The organism is Mesorhizobium sp. M0563, from assembly GCF_040321065.1.
GTDB lineage: Bacteria > Pseudomonadota > Alphaproteobacteria > Rhizobiales > Rhizobiaceae > Mesorhizobium.
In genome coordinates this window covers 241,152-255,311 of sequence record NZ_JAMYQV010000004.1, presented here as the reverse complement: position 1 = coordinate 255,311, position 14,160 = coordinate 241,152, and the positions used below count along the sequence as shown (strand labels likewise).

Genomic DNA, 14,160 nt, shown 5'->3' with positions numbered 1-14,160 from the left:
GCTTGGTTGAGTCATGCGGCTTGGTTGCTCGGTATCCACCAGTCCCGTCCGCGCGGGGTGGTGATGTATTCCGGCCAGCGAAATCCAATTGGCGGCTCGTAGTCGCAGAGCGGCGCGATCCAGTTCGAGCCGCCGATGCCGCCACCGGTGCGGGCGACGAATTCGTCCATCGCCGCGTCGCGCGCGGCCTCGTCTTCCAACAGGCGAAGTGCTGCCAGCGCGACCGTCTTTGCGGCGCAGATGACCATCGGGTCGATGGTGGGAGAAATGCCGCCCAGCGCATTCATCGCCCAGGACGGAAAGGCGTGACCGTTCTCCGAGCGCAATGCCGGGCGAGCGACATAGAACCGCGCCGTCGGCGTATGCCATGACATGTCGGTGTAGTCGTCGGACGTCGAATTCACCTGCGACGGCGCCAGGTCGCGGCGCAGGATCGCTTCTGCCTCGCGAGGTTCGATCAGCAGTTCCAGTTCCTCGATGAAAGGCTCCTCGCTCGCCACCCCGCCGGCATTGACCTGGATTTCGCGGGCGATCGCCTTAGCCGTCTCGTCCCAGCGCGGCGGCCCGACCGCCGCCAGCGCGTCGAAGGCAATGCCAGCCATTACGTGATTGGCGAGCCCCGGCCGCGACTTCGACACCCAGTGCCGCTCATAGCGGCAGCCGCCCATCACCGCGACGGCTTCCGCATTGCGGTCAAGCACGGCGGTGACCTGCTCGGCCATCGCCAGCGTCGGCACGCGGATCATGTACTGGATCTCGGCCAGCCCGGCCGGCAGATTGTCGGCGGTCGCCTGCCCCGCCGTCAGGATCGCCTCGCTGATCGACCAGCCGCCCTGATGCGGCAGCACGGAATCGCGTAGCGCCTTCGAGGCCATGTACATCATCATGAGCGCGTCGTTGGCGCCCGGCGCCCGGACCGCCGAATGCGCCTGCGGGATCGGCGCCGCGTTGCCTGCCGCCCTCGCCCAATGTTCCGGCTCGTCGCAGATGAAGCGGTAGATCATCGCATAGGCCGCACCGCAATGCGTGTCCCAGCGCGCCGTGTTGCACAGCGGCAGCATGTAAAAAGGATGGAAGGAGATCATGCCCGCCAGCCCATCGTAATAGCCCTTCGCGGCATGGATCGGCTTCGATCCCCTCACCTTCTCCGCCGGCTCTCCGGTGAAGCGCAGCGTGCCCGATATGCCGTGGCGCTGCATCGCCGCCTTGGTCGCCAGCAGCCCGCCGAGGCTGGCAATGCCGAGCCCGGAATGCGGATCGGTGTGGCCGCCGGCCTGTTCGCCGAGGCCCGGACGCGGTCGCTTCACCGTCGCCGCATCCTGGCAATTGCCAGGCACCGCGTCGTACTCGGCATACATGCCGATTGTCGGGCCGGTCCCGTTGGTCCAGTGGGCGCAGAAGGCGGTCGGCATGCCGCCAGAGCCCTCTTCAACGGTAAAGCCTTCGTGCTTCAGGCGCTCGACATACCAGGCGGCCGACTGGTATTCGCGCCAGGCGGTCTCGCCGAAGTCGAAGATGGTCCGCGTCCACGCCGACAGCGACGGCTGGATGTCGTCCAGACAGGCAAGCGCGGTCGCTTGCGCCGAGGTCACCGGTTTCTCCATGGCGGAAAGAAAGCAGTGAAGCGCCTCGCCAAAAAGTGATATGTTTTCCCGGCTCATGCAAATTCGGTTCACCTCTTGAGAATTCCCTCGACGCAGGCGCTGCGCGCGCTCGACAGTTTTGCCCGCCACGGCAGCGTCTGGCGCGCCGCTGACGAACTGCATCTGACCCGCAGTGCGGTCAGTCATCAATTGCGCCTGCTCGAACGCGATCTCGGCTTCGACCTGCTCGCGCGCATCGGCAAGGGCGTGGCGCTGACGCCACGCGGCCAACGCTATGCCAGCGACGTGCGCAAGGCGCTGACGGTGCTAGGCGACGCGGTGACACGCCATGCCGGCACCGGCATCGGCGGCTCGTTCAGTGTCAGTTGTACGCCGGGTTTCGCCTCGCTGTTCCTGTGCACCCATATCGGCGAGTTCCGGCAGATGTACCCCGATGTCGCACTGCGCATCCTGACGCCGCGGCGCCTCGACGACGTCAGCAATGCCGAGGCCGACGCCTTCATCGCCTTCGGCGTCGGCAACTGGCCGAACCGCGTGGTCGAACCATTGTGCGAAATCTCCTTCACGCCGCTGTGCAGCCCCACGCTGCTCAACAAGATCGGCGGCTTCTCCAAGCCGGCAGACGTGCTGCGCGCCAATCTCCTGCATCTCGGTGACACCGAGGACTGGGCGCGCTGGCTGGCCCTGTCCAAGGTCGAGAACCCCGACCCGGAAGGCGGCATCTTCTTTTCCGACATGAACCTGGTCTTTTCGGCGGCGATTGCCGGCCAGGGCATCGCCATGGGCGACGAGCTGACCAGTCGCCGGGCGCTGAGCGAAGGCCGGCTGGTGCGTCCCTTCGACATCGCGATCAATTCGCCGCGCTCGTATTTTCTGGTTTCCGAGCACGCCAAGGCAGCGCATCCGGTGCTGGAGGCGTTTGGGCGATGGCTGAGGTCGAAGCTGTCGGAGAACAAGGAGCGCTAATCTCCCCCTTGAGGAGGAGATTGGCGCATAGATGAATCAAATTTGCCGATCAGGCGAAAACTATTCGGTTGCGGTGAGCCGCCGCCCTGCCTACGATTTCGCCTACGCTAAGGAAAGGGCAGGATGCAGCAACCCGGCCGGGCCGCAGAGATCAAGGCAATCGGGATCGGCAAGAGCTTCGGCTCGTTCCGTGCGCTGGATGATCTGACGCTCGATATCGGCCGTGGCGAGTTCCTCACCCTGCTCGGCCCCTCCGGTTCCGGCAAGACCACCTTCCTGATGATCCTTGCCGGCTTCATTCAGCCGACCGACGGCCGCCTTTACAGCGACGGCGTCGACATCACCGAGCGGCCGGCCGAGCAGCGTGCCGCCGGCATGGTTTTCCAGGGCTACGCATTGTTCCCGCATATGAGCGTCGAGGCCAACATCGCCTTCCCGCTCAAGGTGCGCAAGAAACCGGCGGCCGAGATCAAACGCCGCGTCGGCGAAATGATCGAGCGCGTCGGGCTCAAGGGCCACGAGAAGAAACTGCCGTCGCAATTGTCCGGCGGCCAGCAGCAGCGCGTGGCGTTGGCGCGGGCGCTGGTGTTCGAGCCGGGCGTACTTTTGCTCGATGAGCCGTTTTCGGCACTCGACAAGGGCCTGCGCGGCCAGATGCAGGCCGAGATGAAGCGGTTGCACCAGGAGACCGGCACCACCTTCGTCTTCGTCACCCATGATCAGAGCGAGGCGCTGGCGTTGTCGTCTCGCGTCGCCATCTTCAACCATGGCAAACTGCTGCAGGTCGGCGCGCCGGACGAGGTCTATGATCGGCCGGACAACCGCTTCGTCGCCGAGTTCCTGGGCGAGATCAACATGCTGCCGCTGAAGGGCGTGCGCCCGGCCGACAATGGCTCGACGGGCCTCTGCGAAGACCGCGCGATCAGCATGCGCTGCAAGGCCGAGAAGGTCCGGGGCGACGCCATCCTGGCGATCCGGCCCGAATACATGTCGATCGCCCGCGAAGCCGCCGCAGGCGAGAACGGCATTGCCGCGACTGCCGTCGCCTCGACCTATCTCGGCGCTGCAACGCGGCTCGATCTGACGACGCGCCAAGGCGCCAAGATGACGGTCTCGGTGCCGAACGAGGTTGCCGCTTCCGCGCTCAGCCAAGGCAATTCCGTCTGGCTGACCTGGCCGGCGGAGAAAGGTTTCCTCCTTCCGGATGGAGGACAATGACGATCGGCGTGGCGAATTCGCCAAGCTGACTTTCAGGAAATACCAACGACAAAAAAGGGGAACTGACATGACAAACCAAACCAAGAAACATTCCATCGAGGCGCTGTCCGCCAGGGCCGTGCGCGGAGAGATCTCGCGCCGGCAGTTCACGCAGCTGGCCGCGCTGGTGCTGGCCGGCACGCCGATGCTGCTGCGCTCGACCGGCGCCTTTGCCGCGGCGAAGGAACTGGTGCTGGTCAACTGGGGCGGCGACGCCATCACCGCCTATGACGCGGCTTACGGCCAGGCCTTCACCAAGGAGACCGGCATCGTCGTTAAGATGGATGGCTCCGGCCCGACCGAAGGCGCAATCGCGGCGCAGTTCAAGAGCGGCGCCCCGACCTGGGACCTGGTCGACGTCGATCCGTTCTCGGCCATCACGCTCGGCGCGCAGGGCATGCTTGAGCCGATCGACTATACGATCGTCGACAAGAAGAAGATGCGCGAGGGCTTCGGTTGGGAACACGCCGCCTCGACCTATTTCTTCTCCTATGTCATCGCCTACGATGCCGAGAAATACGGCAGCCAGGCACCGACCGGCATGGCCGACTTCTTCGACGTGGCAAAATTCCCCGGCAAGCGCTCGCTCTACAAATGGGGCGTGTCGAGCTGGGAAGCGGCACTGCTTGCTGACGGCATCGCGCCGGCCTCGCTCTACCCGCTCGACCTCAAACGCGCGCATGACAAGATCGCCGCCTTCAAGGAAAACGTCGTCGCCTATTGGGGTGGCGGCGCCGAAAGCCAGAGCGTGCTGCTCAATGGCGAGGCCTCGATGGCGATCGTCTGGTCGACCCGGGCTTCGCTCATCGAGCAGGATTCCGGCGGCAAGATCAAGTTCATCTGGGACCAGGGCCTGATCTCGCCCGGCGCGCTCGCCGTGCTCAAGGGCAATCCCGGCGGCAAGGACGCGGCGATGAAGTTCATCGCCAGCACCCAGGACCCGGAGAAGGAACTCATCATGTTCGACAAGCTCGGCCAGGGTCCGGCCAATCCGGCCACCGATGCGCTGATCCCCGCCGACAAGAAGCGCATCAACCCGGTCGATCCCGAGAACATGAAAAAGCAGATCCCGCTCGACATGGATTGGTACGCCAAGAACTATGGGGCAGCACTCGACGAATACACGAAGATCATCTCCGCCTGACAAGCCGGGATAACCGGATGAGAGCATACCTCTCCGACAGGATGGGCGCGGCGCTGTTGATGGCGCCGCTGCTCCTCTTTCTTGTGCTGGCCTATGCCTGGCCTTTCCTCGGCGTGGTCAAATGGAGTTTTACGCTGCCCACGCCGGGGCTGGGGCAGTACAATGCGCTGCTCACGGATCAGTTGGTGCAGTCGGTCTTTATCCGCACGCTGCGCATCGCGGCGATCGTGACGATCGTTTCGGTTGCCGCCGCCTACGCCATCACCGTTGTCTGGGTGCGCGGCACGCCGGTGCAGCGCGTCGTGGCCGAATTCTGCATCCTGGTGCCGTTCTGGATCTCGGTGCTGACCCGCGCCTTCGGCTGGGTGGCGCTTTTGTCCAATCGCGGCCTGATTAACACCTGGCTGCAGGCGGTCGGCTTCATCTCGGAGCCGCTGGCGCTGGTGCGCAACGAGTTCGGCGTCATCGTCGGCATGACGCATTTCCTCATCCCCTTCGCCGTGTTTCCGCTGGCCTCTTCGATGCGCAGTCTCGACGACCGCGTGCTGCTGGCGGCGCGCGGCCTCGGCTCCAGCCGCATGCGGACCTTCTGGTCGGTGTTCGTGCCGATGACCCGCTCCGGCATCATCGGCTCGGCGCTGATCGTTTTCGTCTTTTCGCTCGGCTTCTTCGTCACGCCGGCGATCCTCGGCGGCGGTCGTAGCGTGATGATCGCCGAGTTGATCTATCTCCGCATCTTCCAGAGCCCGGACTGGGGCCTGGGCGCTGCGATCAGCGTGGTGCTGGTGCTGTTCGTCGGCGCGCTGATGGCGCTGCTGTTCCGCTATATCAGACCAAAGCAGTTGGTGTAGCGCGATGCCGACCTATCGCCCCGGTCCCGTCTCGCTGGTCCTCGCCGCCCTGGTCGCGCTGTTTCTGCTGTTGCCGCTGCTCGCCGTCATTCCGGTGTCGCTGACGCCGAGCCGCATGCTGGCGATGCCGTCGGGCGAATTGTCGCTGCGCCATTACCGGGCGTTGATCGAGGATCCGCGCTGGATCAACTCGATCCTGCTCTCGATCAGGATCGGCGTCGTCAGCAGCGCCTTTTCCACCGTGCTCGCGCTCTGCTTCGGCCTCGGCGTCTGGATGTTCCAGCCGCGCTTCACCGCAGCATTGGTCGGCTTCGTGCTGCTGCCGATGGTGGTACCGCCGGTGGTCTCGGCAATCACGCTCTATTTCCTGCTGACCTCGATCTCGGGTTTCTCGTCGTTCTTCGGCTATGACACCTGGCTGGGTGTCGCCATGGCGCATGCGGTGATGACGGTGCCCTTCGCCACGGTGCTGATCCTGGTGTCGCTCAGCCAGCTCGACCGCCGCATCGATCTTGCCGCGCGCGGCCTCGGCGCCACCGTGTGGGAGCGCGCCACCCGCATCATCATGCCCAACATCAAGTTCGGCATCGTCACCGCGGCGTTGTTGTCCTTCGTGCTGTCCTGGGAAGAGATCGGCGTCACCCTGTTCATCACCTCGGTCAACGCCATCACGCTGCCGCGCTTGATGTGGATGGGCCTGCGCGACAACATCGACCCGGCGATCGCCGCACTCTCGGTGATCCTGATCGTCATCACGGTGCTGGTGCTTGTGGCGCGCAGCGTCGTGGTCAGGCTGCGCGCGGCGCAGTGAGGGCCGCCTCACTGCCGCGGTGACTGGCGCGAATGAAACCTTGCGCCACGATTTTCGTTATAGGTAGTTCAACACGTCGAAGGCTTCGCCATGAATCAAGGATGGTTTTCCAAGCCGGTTGCGATTGCGGTCGGCATCGTGGGAGATATCCGCAACATTTCCAACGCACGGCAGGCTGTCGAATTGCTGGAAGCCCACTGGCGCGACGCTGGCAGCGCCAAACACGGCTTGGCACGGCGCACATGCCGCCGCGCTATGAGCGACGACCGCTGGACCGAAGCCGCCAGGGACGCGTTCATCGAGGCCGCGCGGGAAGCGCATGTCCTGGTCGAGCGAGCCGTTGAACCGCAGGACCGGTCCAGGCAGGCGGGACCGTGATCGATTTGTGAGCCTCGGTGGTTCGGCCGATCTATTGCATCTCAGGCAGCATGCAGCCTTGGAATGGCACTGACGTCAACCTCGCGCTCCGCGTGCCACGCATCGTAAGCGGCCTGCATCCTGAGCCAGATCGCGGCGCCGTCGCCGAACATCTTTCCAAGGCGCGCCGCGACGGCCGGCGAGACCGGCTTCTTTTCGCGGATGATGTCGTAAAGCTGCTGGCGCGAGATTCCGAGCAGATTGGCGATTTCCACCTTGGTCTTTCCGGTTGCCGGGATAATGTCGTCGAGCAGCGCCCCAGGGTGGGATGGGCAGCGCTCCATCGGACGCATCGGCTCATACACGCTCATAATCGATTTCTCCAATCTAAGCCGTCTCAATGGTACTGTTCGAAATCGACGCGGGCAGCATCATTGGCCTCGAATTCGAATGTGATGCACCACGGCCCGTTGACATGCACTGTGTAGCGGGTCGGGTTAAAGCCCTTCAAAGCGTGGAAGTCGAAGCCGGGCAGGTCCATGTCATCAGGCCTTTCCGAGACTTCCAAGCGGTCAAGCCGGACAAGGATGCGCTTATGCATCTTGGCGTCGATCTTTCCGGTCTTTCCGGTTTGAAAGAGGTCCGCCAGCGCCTTGTGCTTGAACGACTTGATCATGCAACATGTAAGCATATTGCTTACTCGGGTCAAGCAGGTGTAAGCAAATGATTTACAGAATGGTCCGAGCCCATCGGAGGCAATAACTACGCCCGCTGGACGCTGGGCCGGGCCAACCGAATACCTGGCGGACCCATGTCACGGCATCATCCGCTATCCCATGGCGTGGCGGATTCTCTTCGACAGGCGGCTCAAAAATGCCGGCCTCGACGACGCATCAAGCTTCCACGACAGCACCGCCGTTGCCATTTTCCGCGGCAACACCCCGACCGACAGGAACCAGGCGGCAAGGATTGCGCGCCGCCGCAGGGATGCGGTCATTTCGAGGCTGGCGACGGCGCCGGCCGCCCCGAGCGCCAGCCGGGAATCGTCGGCCACGGGGTGTCGGTCTCTGTCGGCGCAGAGCGACGCCAGCCGCTCTTCCAGGTGGACCGGATCGTGGCGGACGGCATCCGACGGCACGATGGTCAGGCCGATCCCGGAGGCCTGGTCCGACAGTGCCTGCATGCGGCGGAAATCGTGGGTTACCCGCCAGCGTGCCCGCTCGGCGAGCTTTTCGCCGAAGACCGAATGGTTGGCGCCGTGGATCCGGTAGGCGCCGAGGCATTCGTCGATGGATTGGACGTGCCCGTACATCGGCGCCAGCGTGGCAAGATAGCCGTCAGCGCCCTGGCGGAACTCCGGCTCCGGTATGGGCATGATCGACTCCAGCGTTGCGCGGTCAAAGGCCAGCCCGCTGGTCACGGTGGTCTGGTAGCGGCCCTTGTGCAGGAGTTTCGGCATGACATCGCCGCTGTCGAAAGGCAGTTCGGGCGGCGGAAAGACATCCTTGATGCGTTGCCCTTCGTCGACGATATGCAGTCTGGACTGGACCTGGGCGGTTGCCTCGTCCCAGGTGTCGACGATGGTGGAGACGGCGGTCGGATAAAGATAATCGTCGGCGTCGAGGAACAGGACGATCTTGCCCGAGCTCGCTGCAAAGCCAGTGTTGAATGCCGCGGCGTGTCCGCCATTTTGCGCTCGCGGACATGCGAGGATCTCGTCGCGATACGATTCCATGATTGTCGTGGAATTGTCCTGCGATGCATCGTCGACGACGATGACTTCGACATCCGCGTAGTCCTGCTCGAGGGCGCTGTCGATGCTGCGTTTGAGGAACCGCGCGTAGTTGTAGTTCGGGATGATGATGGATACCGGAATTCTCGGGACAGTCTGCATCGCGTTTGACCTCGCATCTTGCTTTGGTTCGGCAAAGGCCCGCTCATGGGCCTGCCCCCCCTCTTCAAGCGCCCTCTTGGCGCGCAACGAGTTCCCTGGGAGAAAGCCTGCGCTTTCTATCAGGAGACGGGTCACGTTTCGCTTTGCGACTTCGTACTGAGGCCGCCATTGCCTTCGAGGGCTGCTGCCATGGTCAGGGGTCGGCGGCAGCAAAAGCCCAGACGGTTCGGCCAAGGTGATGTCGCAACCGAGCCCGACGGAAATGTCTCGCCTCGCGATCAGGTCGGGAGCGAAGCGGACGGGTGCCCTGAAGGCATGGCGGATACTGGCCTTCAAATGCGGCTGGAACAAGCCCCGCGTCGAAAACAGGGCCACTTCAGGTTGCGTTCAGGCGGCATGCCGCGACCGCCGGTGCTTTGCCCCGGAGCCGGCGAACCGCCTCCGGGGCTTATAGTCATGTGGCCTAGACAGTCAGGCGGCCTGCAACCCTGGCAGCGACAGGTCGACTTCCTCGGGCAAGTCGCCGGCCATGGCCGCGGCAAACTTCGTCTGGTCGAGTTCTCCCTCCCAGCGTGCCACCACCACTGTCGCCACCGCATTGCCGATGAAGTTGGTCAGCGCCCGGCACTCCGACATAAAGCGGTCGACGCCGAGGATCAGCGCCATGCCGGCGACCGGCACGGTGGGGACGACCGAAAGCGTTGCCGCCAGCGTGATGAAGCCGGCGCCGGTGATGCCGGCGGCACCCTTGGAGCTCAGCATGGCGACGGCGAGCAGCAGGATCTGGTCGCCGTAGGTGAGTGGCGTGTCGGTCGCCTGCGCGATGAACAGCGCCGCCAGCGTCATGTAGATGTTGGTGCCGTCCAGATTGAAGGAATAGCCGGTCGGGATGACCAGGCCGACCACCGAGCGGTTGCAGCCGGCGCGCTCCATCTTGGCCATGAGGCCCGGCAATGCCGCTTCCGAGGACGAGGTGCCGAGCACCAGCAGCAGCTCTTCCTTGATGTAGCGGATCAGCGCCAGGATCGAGAAGCCATTGTAGCGGGCAACCGCGCCGAGCACCACCAGCACGAACAGCAGCGCGGTCAGGTAGAATGTGCCGATCAGCATGGCGAGGTTGGCGATCGAGCCGATGCCGTATTTGCCGATTGTGAAGGCCATGGCGCCGAAGGCGCCGATCGGTGCGGCCTTCATCAGGATGGCGACGAGGCGGAAGATCGGCGTGGTCAGTGCCTGCAGGAAATCGACGACCGGACGGCCGCGATCGCCGACCAGTGCCAGGGCGACACCGAACAGCACCGAGAAGAACAACACCTGCAGGATGTCGCCCTGCGCGAAGGCGCCGGTGATGGTGTCGGGGATGATGTTCATCAGGAAGCCGACGATGGTTGTGTCGTGCGCCTTCTCGGCATAGGCCGTCACCTTGGTGGTATCGAGCGTGGCCGGATTGATGTGCATGCCGGCGCCGGGCTGGACGACATTGGAGACGACCAGGCCGACGACAAGCGCCAGCGTCGAGAACACCAGGAAATAGATCATCGCCTTGCCGGCGACGCGGCCGACCTTCTGCAGGTCGGAAACACCGGCGATGCCGGTCGCCACCGTCAGGAAGATCACCGGCGCGATCACCATCTTCACCAGCTTGATGAAGGCATCGCCGAACGGCTTCATCGCCTCGCCGGTTTCCGGATAGAAGTGGCCGAGCAGCACACCGGCGGCGATCGCCGCCAGCACCTGCACATAAAGATGCCGGTATAAGGGAAGTTTGCCGCGCGGCTCGGCGGCAGCGATTGCTGTCTGCATGACGTCCTCCATGGCGCCCCGATCGAAAGCTCGACTCCCCGGGGCAGTTGTTTTGACCAGCAGCCTCGCGACTGCTGAATTCGTGTTTGCAACAGCCGTGCCAGATACGCAGAAGGGCCTTTCATCATTGATTTTGTTGAGCATTCACAAACGTCCGCACTGCTGGACACACAGACAAGTGCGAATCTCCGCATAGGTCGAATTGTGTTTTGTGCGAGTTCATGCACAAATGGGCGATGCTGCAACGCCCCGCCGGTGCCTTGTCTTCGACGCCCGAGCAACTCGCCAGGCGGGCGCGCCGAGCCTGGCTGCTGTTTGCGGCCGTCGCCCTGCTGATCGTCACGGCAGCGCTCTACGGTGCCGGCCTCTACGGCCGCACCGCCGAGGTCGGGACCCTGGCGGCGCAGGGGCGTACCGACGCCAATCTGAAGGTCGCGCTGCTGCGCGCCGTGCTCGAAAGCCCGCGCGCCCTGCCGCTGCTTCTGTCCGTGGACCAGCAAGTGGGCGACGCGCTGTCGCAGAAAAATGCCGCGGCAATCGATGTTCTGAACCGCAAGCTCGAGGGGCTGGTCTCCGGCACCAAGGCGTCGGTGCTCTATGTCGTCGGCACCGACGGACTGGCGATCGCCTCCAGCAACTGGCGCGAGCCGATCAGCTTCGTCGGCAATGACTACCGTTTTCGCGATTATTTCTCCGGCGCAATGCAGGCCGGAACCGCCGAGTACTTTGCGCTCGGCAATGTCAGCAAGCGTCCCGGCCTCTACATTTCGCGACGCGTCGGCGATGCCGCCGCACCGCTCGGCGTCGTCGTCGTCAAGATGGAGTTCGACCAGCTCGAAGCCGACTGGCGCGAGGCCAACCGCCCGGCCTATGTCAGCGACGAGAACGGCGTCGTGCTGATCACCAGCGTGCCGTCCTGGCGCTTCATGACAACCGCGCCGCTGGCCGCACCTGAGCAAGCCGCGATCCGCGACAGCCAACAGTTCGGCGACGCGCCGCTGGTTCCGCTGCCGATCATGCGCCGGCAGGCGCTCAGCCCGGATGTGTCGATCGTCCACGCGGTGACGCCCGGCGGCAGTGAGGCGGAGTATCTCAGCCTTTCCACGCCGGTCCCTTCGACCCCATGGCAGCTCGACTATCTGATCCCGGCCGAAGCGCCGATCGCCGCTGCCGTCCGCGAAATGCGGCTTCTGGCACTGGGTGCCGTCGTCCCGCTGCTCGGCCTGGCCGCGTATCTGTTGTGGCGGCGGCAGTCGGCGCAGATGCGGATTGCCGCCGAACAGGCGGCGCGCACCGAACTCGAACGCCGCGTCGTCGAACGCACCGAGGATCTGAGCCAAGCCCGCGACCGGCTGCAGGCCGAGATAGCAGGCCACCGCAGCACCGAAGCCAAGCTCCAAATCGTGCAGCAGGATCTGGTCCAGGCCAACCGCCTCGCCATCCTCGGCCAGGTCGCCGCCGGTGTCGCCCATGAGATCAACCAGCCGGTCGCCACCATCCGCGCCTATGCCGACAATGCCCGCACCTTCCTCGACCGCAAGCAGACCGGGCCGGCCGAGGAAAACCTCGGCGCCATTGCAGCACTTACCGAACGCATCGGCTCAATCACCGAGGAGTTGAAGGCATTTGCCCGCAAGGGCCGCACCGCCGCCGAGCCTGTTGAATTACGTGGTGTTGTCGAGGGCGCGGTCATGCTGTTGAGAAGCCGCTTTGCCGGTCGGCTCGACGCATTGGCCATCGACCTGCCGCCGCCGAGCCTCAAAGTCATGGGCAATCGGGTCCGGCTCGAACAGGTGCTGATCAACCTCTTCCAGAACGCGCTCGAAGCACTCGACGGCCGCGACGACGCTTATGTGCAGGTATCGGTCGAGGAGACCGCGGACGGCGTGACGGTCGGCGTGTCCGATAACGGACCTGGCATTCCGCCCGGGATTCTCAAGTCGCTGTTCACGCCGTTCAACACCTCCAAAGAAAAAGGCCTGGGCCTTGGCCTCGTCATCTCGAAGGACATCGTCGCCGATTATGGCGGCCGCATCGAGGTTTCAAGCAACGACAGCGGCACCCGCTTCACCATCCATCTCATGAAAGCAGCGTAAGCCATCATGACGAACGACAATGCCGCGCCGGTCATCTTGATCGACGACGATCGCGATCTCCTCAAGGCCACCGCGCAGACGCTGGAGCTTGCCGGCTTCTCGGTCTCGGCCTTTGCGGTGGCGGCCGAGGCGCTGGCCCGGCTCGACGCCGGTTTTGCCGGCGTCGTGGTGTCGGATATCCGCATGCCTCAGATCGACGGCTTGCAGCTTTTCAACCGCATCCTGCGGCTGGATGCCGACATTCCCGTCATCCTCGTCACCGGGCATGGCGACATCGCCATGGCCGTCAAGGCGATCAAGGACGGCGCCTACGACTTCATCACAAAGCCTTTCGCCGCCGACCGGCTGGTGCAGAGCGTGCGTCGCGCGGCGGAAAAGCGCCGCCTGGTGATGGAGAACCGCGCCTTGCGCGAGGCGGCCGGAGAGGCGCAGGACAGCCTGCCGCTGATCGGCCAGACACCGGCGATGGAAAGGCTGCGCCGCACGCTGCGCCAGATCGCCGACACCGATGTCGACGTGCTGGTGACCGGCGAGACCGGCTCCGGCAAGGAGGTGGTGGCAAGCCTTCTGCATCGCTGGAGCCGCCGCGCCAAGGGCAATTTCGTCGCGCTGAATTGCGGCACGCTGCCGGAGACCGTCATCGAGAGCGAGTTGTTCGGCCATGAGGCCGGGGCCTTCACCGGCGCGCAGAAGAAACGGATCGGCCGCATCGAGCATGCCAGCGGCGGCACGCTGTTCCTCGACGAGATCGAAAGCATGCCGGTCTCGACACAGGTGCAGATGCTGCGCGTCTTGGAAATGCGCGAGGTCACTCCGCTCGGCACCAATGAGGTGCGGCCGGTGGATCTGCGCGTCGTCGCCGCCGCCAAGGTCGACCTCGGCGATCCGCGCCAGCGCGGCGCTTTCCGTGAGGACCTTTACTACCGGCTCAACGTGGTGACGATCTCGATCCCGCCGCTGCGCGAGCGCCGCGACGATGTCGCCCTGCTGTTCTTCTATTTCGCCGAGCGCGCCGCCGCCCGCTTCCATCGTCCGGTGCCGGCAGTGCCGGCGACGGTACATCGCCATCTGAGCGACCATGACTGGCCGGGCAATGTGCGCGAACTGGCGCATTTCGCCGAGCGGTTCGTGCTTGGATTGGAGCAAGGCGCCGAAGCACAACCCCCTGCCCCGACCGAATCGAACGCCGCCATGAAGCTGCCGGAGCGGCTGGAGCGCTACGAGGCCGACATCATCCGCGAGGCGCTTGGCCGCAACGAGGGCGATGTCAGGCGCACGATCGAAGCGTTGGGGATTCCGCGCAAGACCTTCTACGACAAGCTCCAGCGCCACGGCATCGTGCGCAGCGATTTTTCCAGGTAATTCGTCGCCGGGCCG

13 protein-coding genes are annotated in these 14,160 nt (G+C 64.4%); 8 read left to right on the top strand and 5 right to left on the bottom strand.

Annotated features, from left to right (window positions below):
* Positions 1 to 11: 11 nt before the first annotated feature.
* Positions 12 to 1,604, bottom strand: coding sequence for a zinc-binding metallopeptidase family protein (locus NKI50_RS08490; RefSeq protein WP_352641033.1), 1,593 nt, complete (start codon positions 1,602 to 1,604; stop codon positions 12 to 14).
* A 75-nt stretch (positions 1,605 to 1,679) separates the two neighbouring features.
* On the opposite strand from NKI50_RS08490, the gene NKI50_RS08485 reads away from it, so the two are divergent.
* From NKI50_RS08485 to NKI50_RS08460, 6 genes are all read left to right on the top strand, one after another.
* Positions 1,680 to 2,570, top strand: coding sequence for a LysR substrate-binding domain-containing protein (locus NKI50_RS08485; RefSeq protein ID WP_352641004.1), 891 nt, complete (start codon positions 1,680 to 1,682; stop codon positions 2,568 to 2,570).
* A 123-nt stretch (positions 2,571 to 2,693) separates the two neighbouring features.
* Entirely contained in the window at positions 2,694 to 3,788 is a 1,095-nt protein-coding gene (locus NKI50_RS08480; protein ID WP_352494433.1) for an ABC transporter ATP-binding protein, read from the top strand.
* 67 nt (positions 3,789 to 3,855) lie between these two features.
* Positions 3,856 to 4,971 carry an ABC transporter substrate-binding protein gene (locus NKI50_RS08475; protein ID WP_031194461.1) on the top strand — a complete coding sequence of 372 codons (1,116 nt, stop codon included), beginning with the start codon at positions 3,856 to 3,858 and terminating at the stop codon, positions 4,969 to 4,971.
* Positions 4,972 to 4,988: 17 nt separating this feature from the next.
* Positions 4,989 to 5,822 (top strand): ABC transporter permease, encoded by an 834-nt coding sequence (locus NKI50_RS08470; protein ID WP_031194462.1) that lies wholly within the window; start codon positions 4,989 to 4,991, stop codon positions 5,820 to 5,822.
* Between the two features lie 4 nt (positions 5,823 to 5,826).
* On the top strand, positions 5,827 to 6,633 hold the full coding sequence (locus NKI50_RS08465; protein ID WP_023720592.1) for an ABC transporter permease: 807 nt from the start codon (positions 5,827 to 5,829) through the stop codon (positions 6,631 to 6,633).
* Between the two features lie 90 nt (positions 6,634 to 6,723).
* Positions 6,724 to 7,011, top strand: a complete 288-nt coding sequence (locus NKI50_RS08460) for a DUF982 domain-containing protein (protein WP_023720593.1) — start codon at positions 6,724 to 6,726, stop codon at positions 7,009 to 7,011.
* A 41-nt stretch (positions 7,012 to 7,052) separates the two neighbouring features.
* On the opposite strand, the gene NKI50_RS08455 is transcribed toward NKI50_RS08460, so the two are convergent.
* The 4 genes from NKI50_RS08455 to NKI50_RS08440 all read right to left on the bottom strand — a co-directional run bounded on the left by NKI50_RS08455 (position 7,053) and on the right by NKI50_RS08440 (position 10,687).
* Positions 7,053 to 7,361: a HigA family addiction module antitoxin gene (locus NKI50_RS08455; RefSeq protein WP_352455430.1), complete on the bottom strand. Its 309-nt coding sequence runs from the start codon at positions 7,359 to 7,361 to the stop codon at positions 7,053 to 7,055.
* 26 nt (positions 7,362 to 7,387) lie between these two features.
* A complete protein-coding gene (locus tag NKI50_RS08450) occupies positions 7,388 to 7,666 on the bottom strand; it encodes a type II toxin-antitoxin system RelE/ParE family toxin (protein WP_352641009.1) in 279 nt (92 codons plus the stop codon).
* A gap of 153 nt (positions 7,667 to 7,819) precedes the next feature.
* The gene (locus NKI50_RS08445; RefSeq protein ID WP_352494435.1) at positions 7,820 to 8,884 is read right to left on the bottom strand and encodes a glycosyltransferase family 2 protein; all 1,065 of its coding nucleotides are present in this window, start codon (positions 8,882 to 8,884) and stop codon (positions 7,820 to 7,822) included.
* 471 nt (positions 8,885 to 9,355) lie between these two features.
* On the bottom strand, positions 9,356 to 10,687 hold the full coding sequence (locus NKI50_RS08440) for a dicarboxylate/amino acid:cation symporter (RefSeq protein ID WP_292659748.1): 1,332 nt from the start codon (positions 10,685 to 10,687) through the stop codon (positions 9,356 to 9,358).
* Positions 10,688 to 10,923: 236 nt separating this feature from the next.
* Here NKI50_RS08440 and NKI50_RS08435 point away from each other — a divergent pair, with 236 nt between their 5' ends.
* Positions 10,924 to 12,783, top strand: a complete 1,860-nt coding sequence (locus tag NKI50_RS08435; RefSeq protein ID WP_352716185.1) for a sensor histidine kinase — start codon at positions 10,924 to 10,926, stop codon at positions 12,781 to 12,783.
* A 6-nt stretch (positions 12,784 to 12,789) separates the two neighbouring features.
* Positions 12,790 to 14,145, top strand: coding sequence for a sigma-54-dependent transcriptional regulator (locus NKI50_RS08430; protein WP_352641013.1), 1,356 nt, complete (start codon positions 12,790 to 12,792; stop codon positions 14,143 to 14,145).
* The last annotated feature ends 15 nt before the right edge of the window (positions 14,146 to 14,160 follow it).

Coding starts and splice junctions, on each gene's coding strand:
- NKI50_RS08445 (WP_352494435.1), bottom strand. CDS start 8,884: ATGCAGACTGTCCCGAGAATTCCGGTATCCATCATCATCCCGAACTAC.
- NKI50_RS08440 (WP_292659748.1), bottom strand. CDS start 10,687: ATGCAGACAGCAATCGCTGCCGCCGAGCCGCGCGGCAAACTTCCCTTA.
- NKI50_RS08480 (WP_352494433.1), top strand. CDS start 2,694: ATGCAGCAACCCGGCCGGGCCGCAGAGATCAAGGCAATCGGGATCGGC.
- NKI50_RS08460 (WP_023720593.1), top strand. CDS start 6,724: ATGAATCAAGGATGGTTTTCCAAGCCGGTTGCGATTGCGGTCGGCATC.
- NKI50_RS08470 (WP_031194462.1), top strand. CDS start 4,989: ATGAGAGCATACCTCTCCGACAGGATGGGCGCGGCGCTGTTGATGGCG.
- NKI50_RS08475 (WP_031194461.1), top strand. CDS start 3,856: ATGACAAACCAAACCAAGAAACATTCCATCGAGGCGCTGTCCGCCAGG.
- NKI50_RS08455 (WP_352455430.1), bottom strand. CDS start 7,361: ATGAGCGTGTATGAGCCGATGCGTCCGATGGAGCGCTGCCCATCCCAC.
- NKI50_RS08435 (WP_352716185.1), top strand. CDS start 10,924: ATGCTGCAACGCCCCGCCGGTGCCTTGTCTTCGACGCCCGAGCAACTC.
- NKI50_RS08430 (WP_352641013.1), top strand. CDS start 12,790: ATGACGAACGACAATGCCGCGCCGGTCATCTTGATCGACGACGATCGC.
- NKI50_RS08450 (WP_352641009.1), bottom strand. CDS start 7,666: ATGATCAAGTCGTTCAAGCACAAGGCGCTGGCGGACCTCTTTCAAACC.
- NKI50_RS08490 (WP_352641033.1), bottom strand. CDS start 1,604: ATGGAGAAACCGGTGACCTCGGCGCAAGCGACCGCGCTTGCCTGTCTG.
- NKI50_RS08465 (WP_023720592.1), top strand. CDS start 5,827: ATGCCGACCTATCGCCCCGGTCCCGTCTCGCTGGTCCTCGCCGCCCTG.